Source organism: Streptomyces sp. NPDC046215 (assembly GCF_040646215.1).
Classification (GTDB): domain Bacteria; phylum Actinomycetota; class Actinomycetes; order Streptomycetales; family Streptomycetaceae; genus Streptomyces; species Streptomyces stramineus.
Map to the genome: position 1 here is coordinate 50,564 of NZ_JBEYZW010000024.1, position 17,358 is coordinate 67,921.

At 72.0% G+C, this 17,358-nt stretch carries 19 protein-coding genes; 14 read left to right on the top strand and 5 right to left on the bottom strand.

Annotated elements, in window-relative coordinates; all coding sequences use genetic code 11:
- Window positions 1–135: 135 nt before the first annotated feature.
- Together ABZ951_RS13500 and ABZ951_RS13505 are read left to right on the top strand one after the other, a co-directional pair.
- Complete coding sequence (locus ABZ951_RS13500; RefSeq protein ID WP_344089820.1) at window positions 136–1,485, top strand: MFS transporter; 1,350 nt, start codon at window positions 136–138, stop codon at window positions 1,483–1,485.
- 246 nt (window positions 1,486–1,731) lie between these two features.
- Window positions 1,732–2,559 carry a hypothetical protein gene (locus ABZ951_RS13505; protein WP_344089818.1) on the top strand — a complete coding sequence of 276 codons (828 nt, stop codon included), beginning with the start codon at window positions 1,732–1,734 and terminating at the stop codon, window positions 2,557–2,559.
- Between the two features lie 97 nt (window positions 2,560–2,656).
- Here ABZ951_RS13505 and ABZ951_RS13510 read toward each other — a convergent pair whose 3' ends face one another.
- Window positions 2,657–3,055: a DUF5997 family protein gene (locus ABZ951_RS13510; protein WP_344089816.1), complete on the bottom strand. Its 399-nt coding sequence runs from the start codon at window positions 3,053–3,055 to the stop codon at window positions 2,657–2,659.
- Between the two features lie 58 nt (window positions 3,056–3,113).
- Here ABZ951_RS13510 and ABZ951_RS13515 point away from each other — a divergent pair, with 58 nt between their 5' ends.
- A complete protein-coding gene (locus ABZ951_RS13515; protein ID WP_344089815.1) occupies window positions 3,114–3,911 on the top strand; it encodes a LysR family substrate-binding domain-containing protein in 798 nt (265 codons plus the stop codon).
- 204 nt (window positions 3,912–4,115) lie between these two features.
- Here ABZ951_RS13515 and ABZ951_RS13520 read toward each other — a convergent pair whose 3' ends face one another.
- Window positions 4,116–4,733 (bottom strand): 2'-5' RNA ligase family protein, encoded by a 618-nt coding sequence (locus ABZ951_RS13520; protein ID WP_344089814.1) that lies wholly within the window; start codon window positions 4,731–4,733, stop codon window positions 4,116–4,118.
- A 157-nt stretch (window positions 4,734–4,890) separates the two neighbouring features.
- Here ABZ951_RS13520 and ABZ951_RS13525 point away from each other — a divergent pair, with 157 nt between their 5' ends.
- The 8 genes from ABZ951_RS13525 to ABZ951_RS13560 all read left to right on the top strand — a co-directional run bounded on the left by ABZ951_RS13525 (window position 4,891) and on the right by ABZ951_RS13560 (window position 11,628).
- Window positions 4,891–6,123 (top strand): helix-turn-helix transcriptional regulator, encoded by a 1,233-nt coding sequence (locus ABZ951_RS13525; RefSeq protein ID WP_344089813.1) that lies wholly within the window; start codon window positions 4,891–4,893, stop codon window positions 6,121–6,123.
- A 102-nt stretch (window positions 6,124–6,225) separates the two neighbouring features.
- On the top strand, window positions 6,226–6,447 hold the full coding sequence (locus ABZ951_RS13530; RefSeq protein WP_344089811.1) for a hypothetical protein: 222 nt from the start codon (window positions 6,226–6,228) through the stop codon (window positions 6,445–6,447).
- A gap of 276 nt (window positions 6,448–6,723) precedes the next feature.
- The gene (locus tag ABZ951_RS13535) at window positions 6,724–7,206 is read left to right on the top strand and encodes a hypothetical protein (protein WP_361279855.1); all 483 of its coding nucleotides are present in this window, start codon (window positions 6,724–6,726) and stop codon (window positions 7,204–7,206) included.
- A complete protein-coding gene (locus ABZ951_RS13540) occupies window positions 7,203–7,643 on the top strand; it encodes a hypothetical protein (RefSeq protein WP_361279857.1) in 441 nt (146 codons plus the stop codon). Before ABZ951_RS13535 ends, ABZ951_RS13540 begins: the two co-directional genes overlap by 4 nt.
- A 272-nt stretch (window positions 7,644–7,915) precedes the next feature.
- Complete coding sequence (locus ABZ951_RS13545; protein ID WP_344097361.1) at window positions 7,916–8,896, top strand: ABC transporter ATP-binding protein; 981 nt, start codon at window positions 7,916–7,918, stop codon at window positions 8,894–8,896.
- Entirely contained in the window at window positions 8,893–9,888 is a 996-nt protein-coding gene (locus ABZ951_RS13550) for an ABC transporter permease subunit (protein WP_344097359.1), read from the top strand. The genes ABZ951_RS13545 and ABZ951_RS13550 overlap by 4 nt, the downstream gene beginning before the upstream one ends.
- 53 nt (window positions 9,889–9,941) lie before the next feature.
- A complete protein-coding gene (locus ABZ951_RS13555) occupies window positions 9,942–10,328 on the top strand; it encodes a GntR family transcriptional regulator (protein ID WP_344097356.1) in 387 nt (128 codons plus the stop codon).
- 199 nt (window positions 10,329–10,527) lie between these two features.
- Window positions 10,528–11,628 carry a hypothetical protein gene (locus tag ABZ951_RS13560; RefSeq protein ID WP_344097353.1) on the top strand — a complete coding sequence of 367 codons (1,101 nt, stop codon included), beginning with the start codon at window positions 10,528–10,530 and terminating at the stop codon, window positions 11,626–11,628.
- A gap of 27 nt (window positions 11,629–11,655) precedes the next feature.
- Here the strand turns inward: ABZ951_RS13560 and ABZ951_RS13565 are convergent, their stop codons facing one another.
- A complete protein-coding gene (locus ABZ951_RS13565) occupies window positions 11,656–12,480 on the bottom strand; it encodes an SAM-dependent methyltransferase (protein WP_344097351.1) in 825 nt (274 codons plus the stop codon).
- A 233-nt stretch (window positions 12,481–12,713) separates the two neighbouring features.
- On the opposite strand from ABZ951_RS13565, the gene ABZ951_RS13570 reads away from it, so the two are divergent.
- Together ABZ951_RS13570 and ABZ951_RS13575 are read left to right on the top strand one after the other, a co-directional pair.
- The gene (locus tag ABZ951_RS13570) at window positions 12,714–13,277 is read left to right on the top strand and encodes a sigma-70 family RNA polymerase sigma factor (RefSeq protein ID WP_344097348.1); all 564 of its coding nucleotides are present in this window, start codon (window positions 12,714–12,716) and stop codon (window positions 13,275–13,277) included.
- Complete coding sequence (locus ABZ951_RS13575) at window positions 13,277–13,948, top strand: hypothetical protein (RefSeq protein ID WP_344097345.1); 672 nt, start codon at window positions 13,277–13,279, stop codon at window positions 13,946–13,948. The genes ABZ951_RS13570 and ABZ951_RS13575 overlap by 1 nt, the downstream gene beginning before the upstream one ends.
- A 10-nt stretch (window positions 13,949–13,958) precedes the next feature.
- On the opposite strand, the gene ABZ951_RS13580 is transcribed toward ABZ951_RS13575, so the two are convergent.
- On the bottom strand, window positions 13,959–14,753 hold the full coding sequence (locus tag ABZ951_RS13580) for an ABC transporter ATP-binding protein (protein ID WP_344097343.1): 795 nt from the start codon (window positions 14,751–14,753) through the stop codon (window positions 13,959–13,961).
- Window positions 14,754–14,930: 177 nt separating this feature from the next.
- Here ABZ951_RS13580 and ABZ951_RS13585 point away from each other — a divergent pair, with 177 nt between their 5' ends.
- Complete coding sequence (locus ABZ951_RS13585; protein ID WP_344097340.1) at window positions 14,931–15,938, top strand: ABC transporter substrate-binding protein; 1,008 nt, start codon at window positions 14,931–14,933, stop codon at window positions 15,936–15,938.
- A 150-nt stretch (window positions 15,939–16,088) separates the two neighbouring features.
- Here the strand turns inward: ABZ951_RS13585 and ABZ951_RS13590 are convergent, their stop codons facing one another.
- Window positions 16,089–17,222: a M20 family metallopeptidase gene (locus ABZ951_RS13590; RefSeq protein WP_344097337.1), complete on the bottom strand. Its 1,134-nt coding sequence runs from the start codon at window positions 17,220–17,222 to the stop codon at window positions 16,089–16,091.
- Between the last annotated feature and the right edge of the window lie 136 nt (window positions 17,223–17,358).

Below are 17,358 nucleotides of genomic sequence, written 5' to 3' on the forward strand. Positions count from 1 at the left end.
GGCGGGTAACCCTCCGGAACAGCTGTATGCTCAAGCGAGTTGGAAAAACCAACTCACTCATGAGGAGCAGCGATGACTCAGACTGCCGCTGGCCGAGCGGCGGGCAGTGCGACGAAGCGGTCAAGCTTCGGCTCAGTGTTCGCCGTTGTTGTGGCCGGGGTCGCGATGTCCAACCTCGACATGTTCATCGTCAATGTCGCCCTGCCGGACATCGGCGCCCAGTTCTCCGGGTCCTCGCTGGCGTCGCTGTCGTGGATCCTCAACGCCTACGCCGTGATCTTCGCCGCGCTGCTGATCCCCGCCGGCAGCCTCGCGGACCGCACCAGCCCCCGCCAGGCGTACCTGATCGGTATCGCCGTCTTCACCGTCGCCTCCGCCGCGTGCGCGGTCGCGCCCGGGGTGTGGGTCCTGGTCGCGGCCCGCGTGGTGCAGGCCGTCGGCGCGGCGCTGCTGATCCCGGCGTCGCTGGGCCTCCTCCTCGCGGCGGCCCCGCCCGAGAAGCGGGTCGGCGCGGTGCGCGGCTGGACCGCCATCAGCGGCCTGGCCGCCGCCCTCGGCCCGGTGGCCGGCGGGCTGCTCACCGAGCTCGACTGGCGCTGGGTCTTCCTCGTCAACCTGCCCATCGGCGTCTTCGCCCTCGTCGTCGGCGCCCGGGTGCTGCCCCGCACGCCCGCCCGCGCCACCACCGACAAGCTCGACCTCGCGGGCGCGGTGCTGCTCACCCTGGGCATCGCCGTCCTGGCCCTGGGCCTGGTCAAGAGCGAGGACTGGGGCTGGGCCTCGGCGCAGGTCATCGGTTGCCTGGTGGCCGCGGCGGCCCTGCTCGCCCTGTTCGTCTACAGCTCCGCGCGCCACCCCTCGCCGATCCTGCCGCTGCCGCTCCTGCGGGTGCCCGCCGTGGGCCCGGCGACCTTCGCGAACCTCCTGTTCGCGGTGGCCTTCGCGGCCATGCTGCTCTCGGGGGTCCTGTGGTGCCAGCAGGTGTGGCACTGGTCGCCGCTCAAGACCGGCCTCGCCATCGCGCCCGGCCCGCTGATGGTCCCCGGCTTCGTGGTGATCGTGGGCCCGCTGATCCGGCGGTTCGGCGCGGCGGCGGTCTCCGCCGTGGGCTGTGTGCTCTTCGGCCTGGGCATCGCGTGGTGGATCTACCGCCTCGACGCCGGGCACGACTACGCGGCCGGCCTGCTCCCCGGCATGCTGCTCACCGGCATCGGGGTGGGCATGGTCGTCCCGACCCTGGTCGGCGCCGCGGTGTCGGCGCTGCCGCCGCAGAGCTTCTCCACGGGTTCGGCGGTCGTCACGATGGCGCGCCAGGTCGGCTCGGTCCTGGGTGTCGCCCTCCTCATCGCCTTCCTCGGCACACCGGGCGAGGGCGACATCGTCACGGCCTTCGACCACGGCTGGGAATTCACGCTGGCGGCGGCGGCCGCGGCGATGGTGGCGTGCTTCTTCATCCCGCGCCCGGCGAAGAAGGCCGAGGTGTAGGTCGCTGACGCTTCTCAGATTCCCGGCCGGGTGGCCGTCGGCGGCGCATTCCGCGGACGGCCACCCGGCCGGCGCTGAGGGCTTCGACGGGCTTCGACGGGCTTCGGCCGGCTTCGACGGGGCAGGTGGGGGCCTGGGCCAACTCCTTTGCCGGGCAACGGAATTCCGCCGTATTCACCCGGGTAACTCGGCAATACTGACGCGGTGTCCTACCCTTCGCCATCACCCTTCGCCCCTGTCCCTCCCATGCCCTCCAGACCCTCGCGCCCCCGGTGGCAGCACCCGGCGCTCATCGTCGCCCTGCTGGTCCTCCTGCCGCCGGCCGGGATCCTGCTGGTCTGGCTGAGCCCGTGGCGCCGCAACCGGAAGGTTGTCGCCACCGTCGCCGCCGGCCTGTGGTTCCTGCTCTTCCTCATCGGCGGCTCCTCCGACGCGAAAGAGGGCAAGGGGGCGGCGAAGCCGGCCGCCGCCGGGTCCCCGACGCCGTCGCCGCCGGCCGCGACGGCGTCCCCCTCGCTCTCACCGGCCGCCTCGCCCACCCCGTCGGCGTCTGCGGTCACGGATCCCGTGATGCCGGGTGTCCTGAAGAAGACGTTCGCGCAGGCGTCCGCCGGCCTCGGGAAGGTGATCAAGGGCGAGGTCGCGGCACGGAGCGCCTATAGCGACGTAAGCCTGCCGGCCGGCCACGGGCAGTGGACCGTCTGCCGCCAGCAGCCCGAGGCGGGCGCCCGGCTGGTACGGGGCGGTACCGGTGCGGTGCTGCACCTGGTGTCTCCCGGCACGCCGTGCCCACGGGCCGGTGAGACCAGGCTGCACCCCGTGCCCGAGCCGAAACCCACGCGGAAGCCCGCCCCGGATCCGGACGGCGGGACGAGCGGCGGCGGCTCTACGGGAGGATCGTCGACCTCGGGCGGCACGGCGTCCACAGGCGGTGGCGGTGGGGGAGGCGGGGCCGGCACGGTGCGGCCCGGCTCGTTCTGTTCGCCGGCCGGGGCGACGGGAGTGACCGCCAAGGGCACCCCCATGGTCTGCGGGCCCGGATCCGACGGGCGCAACCGCTGGCGTGGCGCGTAGCCGGTGCCGTAAGGGGCCCGGGTACGGAAAAACGGATGCTGTGGGTGGTCCCCGCCTCGGCGGGGACCACCCACAGCATCCGGGGGTCGAGCGGGGATCAGGAGCGCGGGCGGCGCTCGCCGCGCTCCGCCTGCTTCTCCTTGATGCGTACCGTTTCCTTGCGGACCTCGGCCTGCGTGGCGCGCTCCCGCTGCAGCCACTCGGGCTGCTCGTTCTTCAGCGCGTCGATCTGCTCCGTCGTGAGGGGCTCCGTGACCCCGCCGCGGGCGAGGCCCGCGATGGAGACGCCCAGCTTCGACGCGACCACCGGCCGGGGGTGCGGGCCGTTGCGCCGCAGGTCCTGGAGCCACTGGGGCGGATCGGCCTGCAGCGCGTTGAGCTCGCTGCGCGAGACGACACCCTCCTGGAACTCGGCGGGGGTGGCCTCGAGGTACACACCCAGCTTCTTCGCCGCGGTCGCGGGCTTCATGGTCTGGGTGGTCTGGTGCGACGTCATGGTGTCAAGAGTAGCGAGCGTGTGCGATACCTCTGACCACGACCGGTAACCTGGAGGGGTGACAGGCTCGGAAGAATCCCCTTCGTTCCGGCTCGCGTATGTCCCGGGAGTGACGCCCACCAAGTGGGTGCGGATCTGGAACGAGCGGCTGCCCGACGTCCCCCTGACCCTCCTCGGGGTCCCCGCCGCGGAAGCGTTCGGCGTGCTGCGGGACGGCGGCGCCGACGCGGGTTTCGTCCGGTTGCCGGTCGACGCGGCGGACCTCAGCGCGATCCCCCTCTACACCGAGACCACGGTGGTCGTGATCCCGAAGGATCACGTCGTGGCGGCCGTCGAGGAGATCACCGCGGAGGAGCTGGCGGACGAGATCGTGCTGCACCCCCTCGACGACACCCTCGCCTGGGAGCGGCTCCCCGGCCGCCCCGCGATCGAGCGCCCGGCCACGACCGCGGACGCGATCGAGCTGGTCGCGGCGGGGGTCGGCGTGCTGATCGTCCCGCAGTCGCTCGCCCGTCTGCACCACCGCAAGGACCTCACCTACCGCCCGGTCTCCGGCACCCCCGAGTCGCGGGTCGCGCTGTCCTGGCCGCAGGAGGAGACGACCGATCTGGTGGAGGAGTTCATCGGGATCGTCCGGGGGCGGACGGTCAACAGCACGCGGGGCCGTCCGCCGACACCGCCGCAGCCGAAGAAGAAGCGCCCGGACAAGGGCGGCGCCCAGCGCAAGCCGGCGGCCGGCAAGTCGGCCGGCAAGGGCGGCCGGGGCGGATCCGGCGGTACGGCTGGCGCCAAGGGGGCCAAGGGCGCCGGTGGCGCCAAGGGTGCCAAGCGCGGTAAGCCTCGCCGCAGGCCGTAGCTCCCGGGGTGCGCGGTGTGCCCGCCGGGGCGGGCGGGGCGCCGGAGTCCCGCATGGTTGTTCGATGCGGACGAGTCCCGCAGATGGGAGCCGACCCCGGCCGACTGCATGTGCGTACCGGATGCGGGGGAACGTCGGGGTAGTACAGGGCCCGGGCGTGACCGCCCCGCCATCTCAGGGCGGGGCGCTCCCGTAGAGAGGCACTCAGCCCAGCGGCACGCGCGCGAATCGCTCCCACTCGTACATCTGACGATCACGGTTCAGCACGATCAACTCCACACCCTCCAACCGTGCTGTCGCGGGCTCCGACTTTACTTGATCCAGTGCCTGGGCCACCGGCGCCGCCAGACCCGCCGCATTGCTGTAGGCCAGGGAAACGTGGGGAGCGAAACCGGCTGCCGACTCCGGCACTTCGGGCCAGACGTCTCCGATAGCCGCTCGGATCGCAGACCTGACGACCCTCGGTGGCTCGCCGGGCGATGCCTCCCAGCGGATGGCTTCGGGAGTAATCTCCGGGTGCCCCATCGACAGTTCGAACGCCGGCACGCGACTCAGCCGGTCTGCGGCGGCTTCGACAATTCGATGCACGTCCTGCTTGGCCACCTCGTCCACGAAGCCGAGTCCCTGCATCGTCAGGTGCAGCCAGCGGTCCGGGACGAGGTCCAGCCCGCCGACCGTGGCCAGGCTCTGCCGGTACGTCTCTGCGAGACGGTGGACGTCGGGGGAGTCCTGGAACGTGAAATGCCAGGTGTAGAACTGTCGCCCCGGGCGCCAACCCGGCCGCCACCACCAATGGTTCGCCATGCGCTCCGGAGTGCTCATGGCTCGGCATCCTCTCAGACAGAACCCCGGCCTGGGGAGAACGCGAGGTAGTACGGCACAGCCCCAGAGTGCCAGTAAGTGGTGCTTCTTCAGATCTGTCTTGCGACGGGCCGGCGCCCTAGGGTGAAACGCACGGCAGCACCAATGGGAGGCACCCGTGGACATCCCCGAAGACCTCAGCACTGGCGAACGAATCCGGCTTCTCCGGGAATCCCGAGGAATGACCCGGCCTGTCCTTGCCGGCCTGTGCGGACGCGGACCCGACTGGCTGAAGAAGATCGAAACCGGTGAGCGGGAGCTCAGCTCTCACACCCTGCTCCTTCGCCTGGCTGCCGCTCTGCAAGTGCCAGATCTGTCGATCTTCACCGGCGGGGCTTCCGAGGTGGCCCAGCCCGTTCCCCTGGGTCGGCTCACCCACCCAGGCATGCCTGGCATTTGGGCAGCTGTCATGAACCGCAGCCTCACTCCACCCGAGGCAGGGGAGATCGATGTCGCCGGCCTGCGTGGACGCACCGACCAGACCTGGCGGTTGTGGCATACCTCTGAGCGCAACCGGACCGAGGTCGCAGCGCTGCTGCCAGACCTCATCCGAGACTCCGAGACTGCGGCCAGGAGCCTTGACGGCACTGAACGGCGAGCCGCCTTGATCGTCCTCTCTGACGTGTACCGGCTCACGGGTCAGGCCACCGCGTATATCGCGCCGACCGAGCTGGCGTGGGTCGTCGCCGATCGCGCCATGGCTGCGGCCCAACAGGCTGATGACCCCGCGGCCATCGCATCAGCGGCATGGAACATGGGCAACATCCTCCGGGAGACCTCGTATCCGGAAGAGGCTTTGCGGGTCGCCACTGAGGCTGCAAGCCTCATCCGCCCGCACCTGGACGGAGCCCCGGACGACTGGCGTGGCATCTACGGCGCGCTGCAACTGCACGCCGCCGTCACGTGCGCCCGGGACGGAAGGGCGGGAGACGCCTGGCGATTCTGGGACATCGGAAACCAGATCGCGAAGTCCCTGCCCGCAGGCTATGTCCACCCTTCCACCGTTTTCGGACGCGCCAACGTGGACTTTCATGCCGTCTCCGTGGCCACTGATCTCCGTGCATCCGGCAACGCCCTCTCCCTCGCTGACGACATCGATCCGGACGTGATGCCCTCTGTCGAGCGGCGAGCCCGCCTCTGGGTGGAGGTCGCCCGTGGCCACCTTCAGCGCGGCGACCGGACAGCCGCACTGCACGTAATGAAACTCGCTCACCAGATCGGTACCGAGACCGTTAGTTACACCCCATCGGCTCGGGCTGTGGCTGCCGAACTCTGGCGTAAGGCGCCGCGCGCACTACGCGGAGAAGCCGGTCAGTTGGCTGAAGCGATCGGCGTGAAGAACGCAGGGTAGAGAGGCACCTTGGGGCAGGGGGACAGTCTGTCCCTCTGCTGATTCGAGCACGGCCCTACGGTGGCGGCTCCACAAATGGACGTCTGCTCAGGGGGGTTCGTCATGACCGTCGACCAGTGGCACGCATCGCCGTCCCGGCCACCCGACGCGACCACCGACAGCGCTACCGGCGAAGTCCGCCTGCGGGTGGCGCTGTTCCAGTTCGACAGTCTCCAAGGCACGATTGACTTGGTGTTCACCCGGCTGGAGGCCGCGGAGCTGTACATCCTTCTCGCACGCGCGCTGAACGGGTCCGGATTCAGTGCTGCCGGGCGGCTCGCGTGAGCCGTTCTCCCAGTCGGTACGCATCAGTGCGGCTCTCGAGCTCAGCGCTGGAGGCATGGCCAGGCGAGGTCTTAGCGGCGTGGTTGAGAGGGGCGGCGTCGTGCCCGTAACGCGCCCTGCCCGCCCGCACACCACGGAGAGCTGCCGGACCGGACAGCATCGGAGTTGCCCTGGGGCGACCCAGCTCCGCCGGATCGGTTCGCCGAACCGCTCGGCTCAGACCGAGCCGCTTCCTTGCAGGTGTACCTGCCACCGACTCGCGACCGAGGCCACAGGATGACCCACCCAACTTCCCCCGACACGACCTGGGACGCCGCCCGCTGGCTCTTGTGCCGGACAGACCTGCCCTACCGTGCCCGTGACAGCTGGGCCCGGGGGGCCGGCGCCGGTATTCGCGTCGGTGAGCACTTCGACGTCTTGTACCTGCCCGCTCCCATGGTGGAGAGGGTGCTGGTCATCCGCGACCGTGACGCCGTCGAGGCGCACCTGCGCGAGGCCGGGCTCACCCACGGCGTCATCGTCCCCCGCAGCCGGCTCGACTACGTCCTGCTCGTACCGCCCGGCACGAGCAGGGCCTGGGCCGAGCCCCGGACGGAATGCCGCGGCCGCGGCTACCCGAGCCACTACGTCACCGCACCCCCGCCCACCCGCCGTGAGCCGCCCGGCGCCTACTGGATCCTGCCGCCCCCGGCCCGGGGCGAGAACCTCTGCGATCCGGACCTGGTGCACGGCCTGCTGCGGCAGCGCAGGGACCCGTGAGAGGACAGCCGGCCTGGCTGGAGCGGGGACTGCTGCTCCCCGCCGCCCGGGAAGCCTGGGGCAGGGGCGAGCCCGTACAGATGCTGACCGGGCACCTCTTCGACGCCGTCCAGATCCCCACCGGCACGGTCGGACTGCTCGCCCGCCCCGCGCAACAGGAACAGGCGCGGAGCACCTTCCGCGACCGCGGCATCCACGCGGCGGTGATCGCGGACCCGCTCGGCTGGTACTACGCCCTCGTACCACCGCGCACCGCCGAAGGATGGGACGGCGACGCCCCCTGCTTCGGCCCGGCACACAGCATCACCGTGCCACCGCCCCCCTGCTCAACACCACCGGGCCCTTACTGGCTGCTGCCCGCCCCGGACCACGAGCGGATGCTGTGCGACCCGTACGCCCTGTGGAAACTGACCACAAGAGAGGACGAGCAGAGGTGAGGTGGTGCTCGTGGTGCAAGAAGAACCAGGAGGGAACCGTCGCGGTCGGAACGGTCGACGGCGACTGCGCCGCTCGCCACTACTACGCCTGCGAGGAATGCCGGGACACACACCGCATCGTGCCCCTCAGTAAGCAACGGGCCCAGCGACTCGACGGCTCACCCCAGTATTACCAGTCGCCCTCGCCACCTCATGTTGACATCGTCGCCGGTGATCCATAATGCTCATTCCACTAGCTGACTAGTGGAATAGCAAGGTGGGGAATGGGTGGGATGACATCCGCCGGCGGGAGCCGCTGGGCGGTCGAGGTGCGGGGGCTGGGCAAGCGCTACCGGCGGCGGTGGGCCGTGCGGGAGTGTGCGTTCCGGCTGCCGGCCGGGACGGTCTGCGGGCTCGTGGGGCCCAACGGATCCGGCAAGAGCACGCTGCTGAGCATGATCGCCGGGCTCGTGCCCCCGACGACGGGGAGCGTGCGGCTGCGCGGCGCCCCCGCGGGAGCGCCGGTCGACAGCGCGTTCCTGGCGCAGGACAAACCGCTCTTCCCCCGGTTCACGGTCGAGGAGACCCTGCGTCTGGGGGAGGAGCTCAACCCCCGCTGGGACCAGGCGGTGGCGGAGCGCATCGTGCGCTCCGGTGCGATCCCCCTCCACGCCCGCGTCGGGGCGCTCTCCGGTGGTCAGCGCTCCCGCGTGGCGCTCGCGCTCGCCTTCGGCAAGCGCCCCGGTCTGCTGTTGCTCGACGAGCCCATGGCCGACCTCGACCCGCTCGCCGCGCACGAACTCGCGGGGCTGCTGATGGCGGAGGCGGCCGAGCAGGGAACGACCGTCCTCATGTCCTCCCACCAGCTGTCCGACGTGGCGACCATGTGCGACCAACTGGTCGTCCTCGGTGAGGGGCGGGTCCGCCTGGCGGGCGAGATCGACGCGCTGCTCGCCTCGCACCGCCTGGTGACCGGCGCGCACCTGGTGGAGGGCGTGCCGCCCGGCATCGCCCGCCACACGGTCGTCGAGTCGCGCACCGTGGGACGCCAGTTCACCGCCCTGATCCGGCCCCACGGCCCGGTGGAGGGGGAATGGAAGGTCGCCGAGCCCACCCTGGAGGAGGTGCTGCTGGCGCACCTGCGCTCGCCCGGCACACCCCCACTGCTCACCGTCGGCGCCCGGGTCGACGCCGCGCCCACGGAGAAGGCCGACGCCGCGCACCCGGAGAACACAGAGAACACAGAGAACGCCGAAGAGGAGAGCGCGATATGAGCGCGACCGCACGCACCGAGCCCGCGGGCGACACGCGGCGCCACCCGCCACGGATACTGCGGGGCCTGCCCTGGCTGGTGTGGCGGCAGCACCGGGTCGCCTTCGTCGCCGCGCTGGCCCTGACCGCGGCCGGGGTCCTCTCCATGGTCTGGCAGCGCCGGGAGACGGCCGCATTCCTCCACGACCACCGGGGCGGCGAGGAGTTCACCACCCTCATCAACGCCTTCCAGGGATCGCTGAGCCAGGCCCTCCAGGGCGCGGCCGAGAACCTGGAGATGGTGCCCCTGATCGTGGGCGTCTTCCTGGGCGCCCCCCTGATAGCCGGCGACCGCGAACGCGGCACCGTCAAGCTCGTGACGACGCAGTCGGTGACGCGCCGCCGCTGGCTCGCCGCCAAGATCGGCATCACGGTGCTGATCACCGTGGTGTGCACGGCCCTGCTCGGGGCGGTGTTCACCTGGTGGTGGGAGCCCGTGCACGAGCTGGCCGACAGCGGCCATTGGTCGGAGTCGCCCATCTTCGACACCACCGGCCCCATGCTGGTGGCGAAGTCGCTGCTCTTCCTGTCGGTCGGCATCGCCTTCGGCGTGCTGGTGCGCCGCACGGTGACCGCCATGGTGCTGACGTTCGGCTCCTGCTTCGCGCTCGACCTCGTCTGGGACAGCCTGCGGCTGCGGTTCCACGACTTCCGTACGCTGACCGTCCCGGTCAGGGACCTCGGCGAGCCGGGGCCCGTACTGCCCAGGGGCGCCGTGCGGTACGACAGCTGGACCGTCGACGCGAAGGGCGGGCTCCACGGCTTCGGCACCTGCTTCAACGAGCGCACGGCCGAGGGCTGCCGGACGAACAAGGGCATCGTCGCCGACCGCCTAGACTATTTCGGCTACGACCAGCTGCCCGCCATGCAGTGGACGTCCGCCGCGATCTTCCTGCTCCTGACCGTCGCGATCCTCGCACTCACCCTGTGGTGGGCCGGTCGGCGCGCCCTGTGAGCCGCGCGGGCATCCGGTGGTCGCGGCCGCGGACGGGATAGGGGGCCTCGCGCATGGTGGAGTTCAGGATCGACCGGCACAGCGGTATGGCCGCCTATCTCCAGATCGTCCAGCAGGTCCAGGAAGCGCTGAGGCTCGGCATCCTCACCCGGGGCGACCAGCTCCCCACCGCCGCCCGGGTCGCCCGGGACACCAAGCTCAACCCGAACACCACGCTCAAGGCGTACCGCGAGCTCGAACACCTGGGGCTCGTGGAGCCACGCCCCGGCGTGGGAACCTTCGTGAGCGCCTCCCCGGCGCAGACACGCTCCCTCGCCGATTCGCCCCTCCGCGGCGAGCTGGCGGACTGGATGCGCCGGGCGCGCGCGGCGGGCCTCGACTGGGGGGACGTCTCCGCGCTCGTCACGGCGGCGCGCGCGGAGCACTACCCCCCGGCCTGACGGGCGCCTCCCGTGACGCCGTCCCCGCCGTGCCCGCCCGCGCGGCCCACCCCGACCCCGACGAGAGCGCATGACGACGACAACGCAACCGGCCCAGATACCCCGCCCCTCCGCGCCGGGCCCCGGCTCCGGCTCCGGAGGGGCCCCGAACCGGCCCGGACCCGCTTCCCGGCCTCTGCTGAAACGTATCTTCACCCGGGTGCGGCCGGCCCTCGCGGTCTACGCCGTCACCGCCGCACTGCACCTCGCGGTGCTGTCGGCCATGGCCGGTGCCGGCGACGGCCCCGGTCTGCGCGACCGGCTGCTGTCCTGGGACGGCATCCTGTACGTCGACATCGCCCGGGACGGCTACCCGGACAGCTTCTCGTACACCGAGGACGGCCGGCTCACCGGCAACAACCTGGCGTTCTTCCCGCTGTTCCCGATGCTGATCCGCGCGGTCCACCTGCTCACCGGCCTCAGCCACAAGACGGCCGGCATCGTTGCCGCCCACCTCGCGCTGATCGCCGCGCTCGTCGTCGTGCACGAGCTCATCGGCCGGCTCCACGGGCGCCGCACGGCCACCGTCGCGCTGGTCCTGCTCGCCGGCGCGCAGCCGATGGCGCTCTCCTTCTTCATGTCCTACAGCGAGTCGCTGTTCCTGGCCCTGGCCGCCGGAACGCTCCTGGCGGCCCACCGCGGGGCCTGGCTCACCGCGGGCGCCCTGGCCTTCCTGGCCGGGCTGACCCGGCCCGCCGCCGCGGCCGTCGCGCTCGCCCTCGCCGTCGCCGTCGGCCTGCACCTCCTGCGGGAGCGGCGCGTCGCCGCGCGCCCCGTGGCGGCCCTCGCCCTGGCCTGTGCCGGAACACCGCTGTACCTGTGGTGGGTCGGGCACCGGCTGGGGGAGCCCGACGCCTGGTTCACCCTCCAGCGGGCGGGCTGGGGGACCCGCTGGGACAACGGCGGCGCCTTCCTCACCTTCCTCGGTGACGCGCTGGGGCACGATGCGGGCTGGGTGCCCGTCAGCACCGCCGTCCTGCTCCTCGCGCTGATCTGCGCCACCGTGATCGCCTGGCGCCGGGACGCCTGGCCGCCGCTGCTCGTCTACGGCACCGGCATCGTGGTCCTCACCTTGGCGCAGAGCAACTACTCCCACTCCAAGCTGAGGCTGCTGATCCCCGCCGTAGTCTTCCTCGTCCCCGCCGCCCGCGCCCTGGCCGGGGCCCGGACCCGGACGGCCGTGATCACTCTGGCCGCGGCGACGCTCTTCGGCTGCTGGTACGGCGCGCACATGCTCACCGTCTGGCGCTACGCGATCTGACCGGGCCCGGCCGCGCCGGGCGCCCGGTCACGGCTTGCGGGCGACGGCCGCGTAGCAGGCGGCCTCCGCCGACGTGGCGCGGAGCGCGTCGCCGGGCCGGTCGGGGCACCAGCGGTGCGAGAGGGTGACGCCCGGGCCGATGAACTCCCACCCGTCGAAGAGACGGCGGAACTCCGCCTCGGTGCGGAGCCGGAACGGGGTGCCGGCGCGGGCGTAGACGGCGCCGACCTCGGCCATCGCCGCGGGCGTGAAGTCCGCGGTGGCGTGCGTGATCGTGAGCGTGCTGCCGGGGGCGAGCGCGCCCTTGAGGTGCTCGACGACCGCGTGGCCGCGGTCCGCGCCGTCGTCGCCGATGAAGTGCAGCAGGGCGTTGAGGCTCAGGGCCACGGGCCGGGTGAGGTCGAGCGTCGCCAGCAGCCGCGGGGCGCCGAGGACGGACTCGGGCCGGGTGACGTCGGCCTCGACGTACGCCGTGCGCCCCTCGGGCCGGCCGCGCAGCAGGGCCGCCGCGTGGGTGAGGACGATCGGGTCGTTGTCGGTGTAGACCACGCGCGCGCCGGGCCTGATCCGCTGGGCGACCTCGTGGAGGTTGGGCGAGGTGGGGATGCCGGTGCCGATGTCGAGGAACTGGACCATGCCGTCATGGGCGAGACGGCGGGTCGCCCGCGCCATGAAGTCCCGGTTGATGCGCGCGGCGGCCCCCGCCGCGGGGAACGCGGCGAGGATCCGGCCGGCCGCCTCCCGGTCCGCCGCGAAGTGGGTCCTGCCGCCGAGGAGGTAGTCGTAGATGCGGGCCGAGTGGGCCCGGTCGAGCCGCAGGTCGACCACAGGTGTCCGGCCGGTGTCGTCCATCGGTCCGCCTCCCCGGAGCAGTGCCGCCGGCCGCCCGCCCGGCCGTCCCGCACGATCATCGCCTTGCACGTACCCCCTTCCACGAGCGGGCACGAGTAATCACTTCGATGCGGAGAGTTAAAATTTTTGAAGTCTTGCCCCACAACCGGTGCTGTTTTCCGGTTCATTGGATGCCTAGCGCAAACCGGCACACACGCCCGCGCCGCGCGACGGCAGGACGGATCGAGGGATCTTTGACCGGCAACCCTGAGCGACTGCTGCCGTCCCGCGCGCACAACCGCCGGATGGCGATCACCTTCGCGGCCTTCCGCGAGATGCACGCCGCCAAGTGGCGGACGTACGCCTATGTGCACACGGGGAGCAGGGGGGCCGCCGAAGAGATCATCGAGGCGGTCTTCGCACGGCTGTGCCGGCAGTGGCCGCACGCGCTGCGCCGGCCCTCCGCCGGCTCCTACGCCTGGTCGCTGCTCAAGGAGCAGCTCCACGGCTGGGCGGCCGACCGCCGGGCCGCCGGTCCGGCCCCGGCGCCGTTCTCCTGTGTGCCCCGCCCGGCGTCGCGGGGGTTCCGCGAGGAGCTCGCCGCGCTCGGGAGCCGCATCGGGTTCTACGCGGCGGTCGCCCGGCTTCCCGAGCGGCAGTCCGACGTCCTCGTGCTCCACTGCGTGATCGGTTACAGCCCGGGTCAGGTGGCGGAGCTCCTCGGGGTCGACGAGCAGACCGTCCGTGCCCGCATCGGCCTCGCCCGGCGCCGGCTCGCCTCGGCGTCGGAGGACCAGCGTTCCGTCAGGGGGAAGTAATGCCGCACCCGTTCAGCCACGACAGCCACGCCGACGTCATCGAAGCCGTGCTGGCCACCGACGCCCGCACCCTGGCGGGGGCGTTCGAGAGCCGCCGCCGGCCCGCCGGGCGCCGCGGGCGGACGGCGCGGGAGGCCCCCGCCGGCGCCCGTGACGAGGCTACGCACGAGCTCGACCTCGCGGGCGTGCTCGTCATCAGCGCCGCCGAGGCCGCCGCCAGTCTCGACCGGTTCGTGGACGACCCCGGGATCGAGCCGGAGGGTGCGCTGGTCTTCGCGTGCCTCCTGCACGTCACCGGGCACACCGGCGCGGCCGACTTCTGGTGGCAGTTCGCCGCCGGTGGCGGCAGTCGCACCGCGGCCTACTGCCTGTGCCTCTCGCACCGCCGCAAGGGCCGGTTCCACGACGCCGCGTTCTGGCGGGCCCAGGCCGCCCACGCGCCCGAGGAGCCGCCGCCGGCCTCCCGGGTCGACAGCCGCCGCCGGCTCCTGTCTGAGACGGCCCGGCACGAGCTCCTGCTGCAATGGCACCGGGGCCTGACGCCGCATCTGCCGGCGGCCCTCGAAAGCGTGATCAACCGCCTGACCGTCGACAGCGACGACGCGGACTTCGGGGAGATCCCGCAGCCCGCGCCGGGCCTCGTCGAACGGCTCTCCCGCGACGGGCGCTGAAGCCCGGGGGCTACCGGGCGGCGGCCGCCGGGACGCGCGCCGCGGGCACCACGACCGGGGAGCCGTCGGCGGGGGCGTGCAGGATGTCGGCCTCGATGCCGTACAGCTCGCGGACCAGCGCGGTGTCGACGACGTCGCGCGGTGCCCCGTGGGCGACGATCCGGCCGTCCTTCATGGCGACGACGGAGTCGGCGTAGCGGGCCGCGCTGGCCAGGTCGTGGAGCACCATGACGACGGTGCGGCCGGCGGTGGCCACCTCCCGCACCAGGTCGAGGACTTCGACGGCGTGGCCGATGTCGAGGGCGCTGGTCGGCTCGTCGAGGAGGACGATCGGCGTCTCCTGGGCCAGGACCATGGCCAGCCAGCAGCGCTGCCGCTGGCCGCCGGAGAGCCGGTCCAGGCGGCGGTCGGCGAGGGCGGCGACGCCGGTGGCGCGCAGGGCCTCCTCGACGGCCCGCTCGTCGTCGCGCGACCACTGGCGGAACAGGCCCTGGTGGGGGTGGCGCCCGTAGCGGACGAGGCCGGCCACGGTGACGGCCTCGGGGGCCAGCGGCGACTGGGGGAGCAGGGCGATGCGGTGGGCGGCCTGGCGCTGCTTGAGCTGCCAGATGTCGGCGTCGCCCGCGAACACCTGCCCGGATTCGGGCTGGTGGAGCCGGGCGACGGTGCGCAGCAGCGTGGACTTGCCGCAGCCGTTGGGGCCGACGATCGCGACGACCTGCCCGGAGGGGATGCTGAGGTCGACGCCTGCCACGGCGCGGTGGCCGGGGTAACCGGCGATGAGCTGTTCGACGCGGAGCTCCACGGGCAGGGGCCTTTCCCTAAAGATCGCCGAATTGTTATGGACCCTCGTGACAAGAGAGCTTTAAGGTAAGGCTAACCTAATGTCCATCGCAGGTCCGTTCGAGGTGATCCTCGCACGGTCGTCCGATGGTATTTGCGCTGTTTCCGTCCTCACGTCTTTTTACGCCCGGAGCATTCGATGACCTCACTCAACCGCCTCCTCCTGTCCGCCCCGCGCCGCGGGGTGCAGGTACTCGCCGCCGTGGGGGCGGCAGCCGTGCTGGTGACCGGCTGTGGTTCCGACTCCGGTTCGGACAAGGGTTCCGACAGCAAGACCGAGGCGAAGTCCGACGCCGCGGGCGGCAAGCGGACCGTCAAGGACGCCACCGGCAAGGCCGTCGAGGTCCCGGCGAACCCCAAGCGGATCGTGACGCTCACCCAGGAGGACCTGGACGCGGTGCTCGCGCTCGGCATCAAGCCGGTGGGCATCACCAACGGCCAGGGCCTCAGCAAGCCGCCGGCCTACCTCGCCGACCAGGTCAAGGGCATCAACGTCGTCGGCAACCTGCTGCAGCCGGTGATGGACAAGGTCATCGCGGCCAAGCCGGACCTCATCCTCGCCGGTGACATGCAGGACGAGCAGATGCTCAAGCAACTGCGCGAGATCACCCCGGCCACCCTGGTCACCATGGCCCCGACCGACGACTGGAAGCTCTCCTTCCGGGGCATCGGCAACGCCGTCAACGCGATGGACAAGACCAACAAGGTCATCGCCGACTACGAGGCCAAGGCCAAGAAGGCCGGCGAGGGCCTGGGTGACAACAAGGGCGCCGAGGTCAGCATCGTCCGCTGGAACGAGACCGGCCCCAGCTGGATGGAGAAGAAGCAGTTCGCCAGCGGCGTCGCCCTGGACATGGGCCTGAAGCGGCCCAAGGCCCAGGACAAGGACGGCAACGCCCACACCCCGGCGCTCAGCCTGGAGAAGATCAACGAGATCGACGGCGACTGGCTCTTCCTCTCCACCCTCACCTCCGACGGTGAGAAGGCGCTGAAGGACGTCCAGGAGAAGCCCGCCTACAAGGACCTCAACGCGGTGAAGAAGAACCACGCGGTGACCGTGAACGGTTCCGTCTGGTCCACCCGCGGCGGCCCGCTCGCGAGCCTGACCGTCATCGACGACATCACGAAGGCGCTGTCGAAGTCCTGACGCGGGTGCCTCCGGCTGGGGGCCTGTCGTTGCCGCGGTGCCGCCTGCGGGCCGTCCTTGCCGCCTGCGGCGGCGAGCGCCCTGCGGGCACGTCCTCAAGCGCCGGACGGGCTGAAAGCCCGTCCGGCGCTTGAGGACAAGGCGCAAACGCTACCCGCGCCCGGCCGCCGCGAAGTCCGCCGCCGTCCAGGCCATGCCGACCGCGCCGTCCAGCAGGGCGCGCTCCCCCATGGGGGATATCGCCGCCTCCGCGAACGCCGCCTCGTGCGGGCCGCAGGCACCGCCGGTGATGTCGAGGACGGGGTGGATCGAGGGGACGGCGTGCGAGACATTGCCCATGTCCGTACAGGCGAACGCCTCCCGCTGCTGCGGCTCCGGGCGGCCCAGGGCCCGTGCGTTGTCCTTCCACAGGGAGATCAGGTGCGCGTCGGTGCGGAAGTCGAGGTAGTCCGGCTCGGGGCGGGTCAGCTCCACCTCGCAGCCGGTGGCGAGCGCCCCGGCGCGGAAGCACGCCTCGACGCGCTCGCGCAGCTCCTTCAGGTCCTCGGCGGCCGCCGCGCGGATCTCGTACTCCGCCGTCGCCCGGTCGGGGATCGCGTTGGGGCTGGTGCCCGCGCCCGTGGTCACGCCGTGCACCTTCCACTGCGCGGGCAGGTGCTGGCGCAGCAGCCCCAGGGCGACCTGGGCGACCGTCAGGGCGTCGGCGGCGTTGCGGCCCTCGTGCGCGTTGAGGCTGGGGTGGGCGTGCCGGCCGGTGTACGCGACGGACAGGGTGCCGAGCGCGAACGAACGGAACTCCGCCACCTCGAACGGGCACGGGTGCACCATCATCGCGGCGTCCACCCCCTCGAAGGCGCCGGCCTCCAGCAGCAGCGCCTTGCCGGCGCCGCGCTCCTCGGCCGGGGTGCCCAGGACCCGGACCGTCAGGCCGAGTTCGTCGGCGTGCGGCGCGAGAGCCAGGGCCGCGCCGAGGCCGGCCGCGGCGATGAGGTTGTGCCCGCAGGCGTGGCCGAGGCCGGGCAGCGCGTCGTACTCGCACGCGATGGCCACCGTCACCGGGCCGGAACCGGCCGTCGCTTCGAACGCCGTGTCCAGGCCGTACGCCGGGGCGGTGACGTCGAAGCCGTGCCCGCGCAGGAAGTCCGCGCACCAGGCGGCGGCGCGGTGTTCGCCGAACGCGGTCTCCGGGTGCGCGTGGATGCGGCGGCTCAGCGACAGCAGGTCGTCGCGATGGGCGAGCACGCGCTCGCGCAGGGCAGATTTGAGGCCATCGGCCGCGGTCATGGTCCGGCTCCTGTTCGTCTCGCCCGGCCTGAGGGTTCCCGGCGGCAGCCGGGGGAGGGACACTCTCACGGGCGGGTAAAAAAATAGCTTAGGCTTACCTAAGCTGACATACCGGGGGGTCCGGTATGGCCGGATC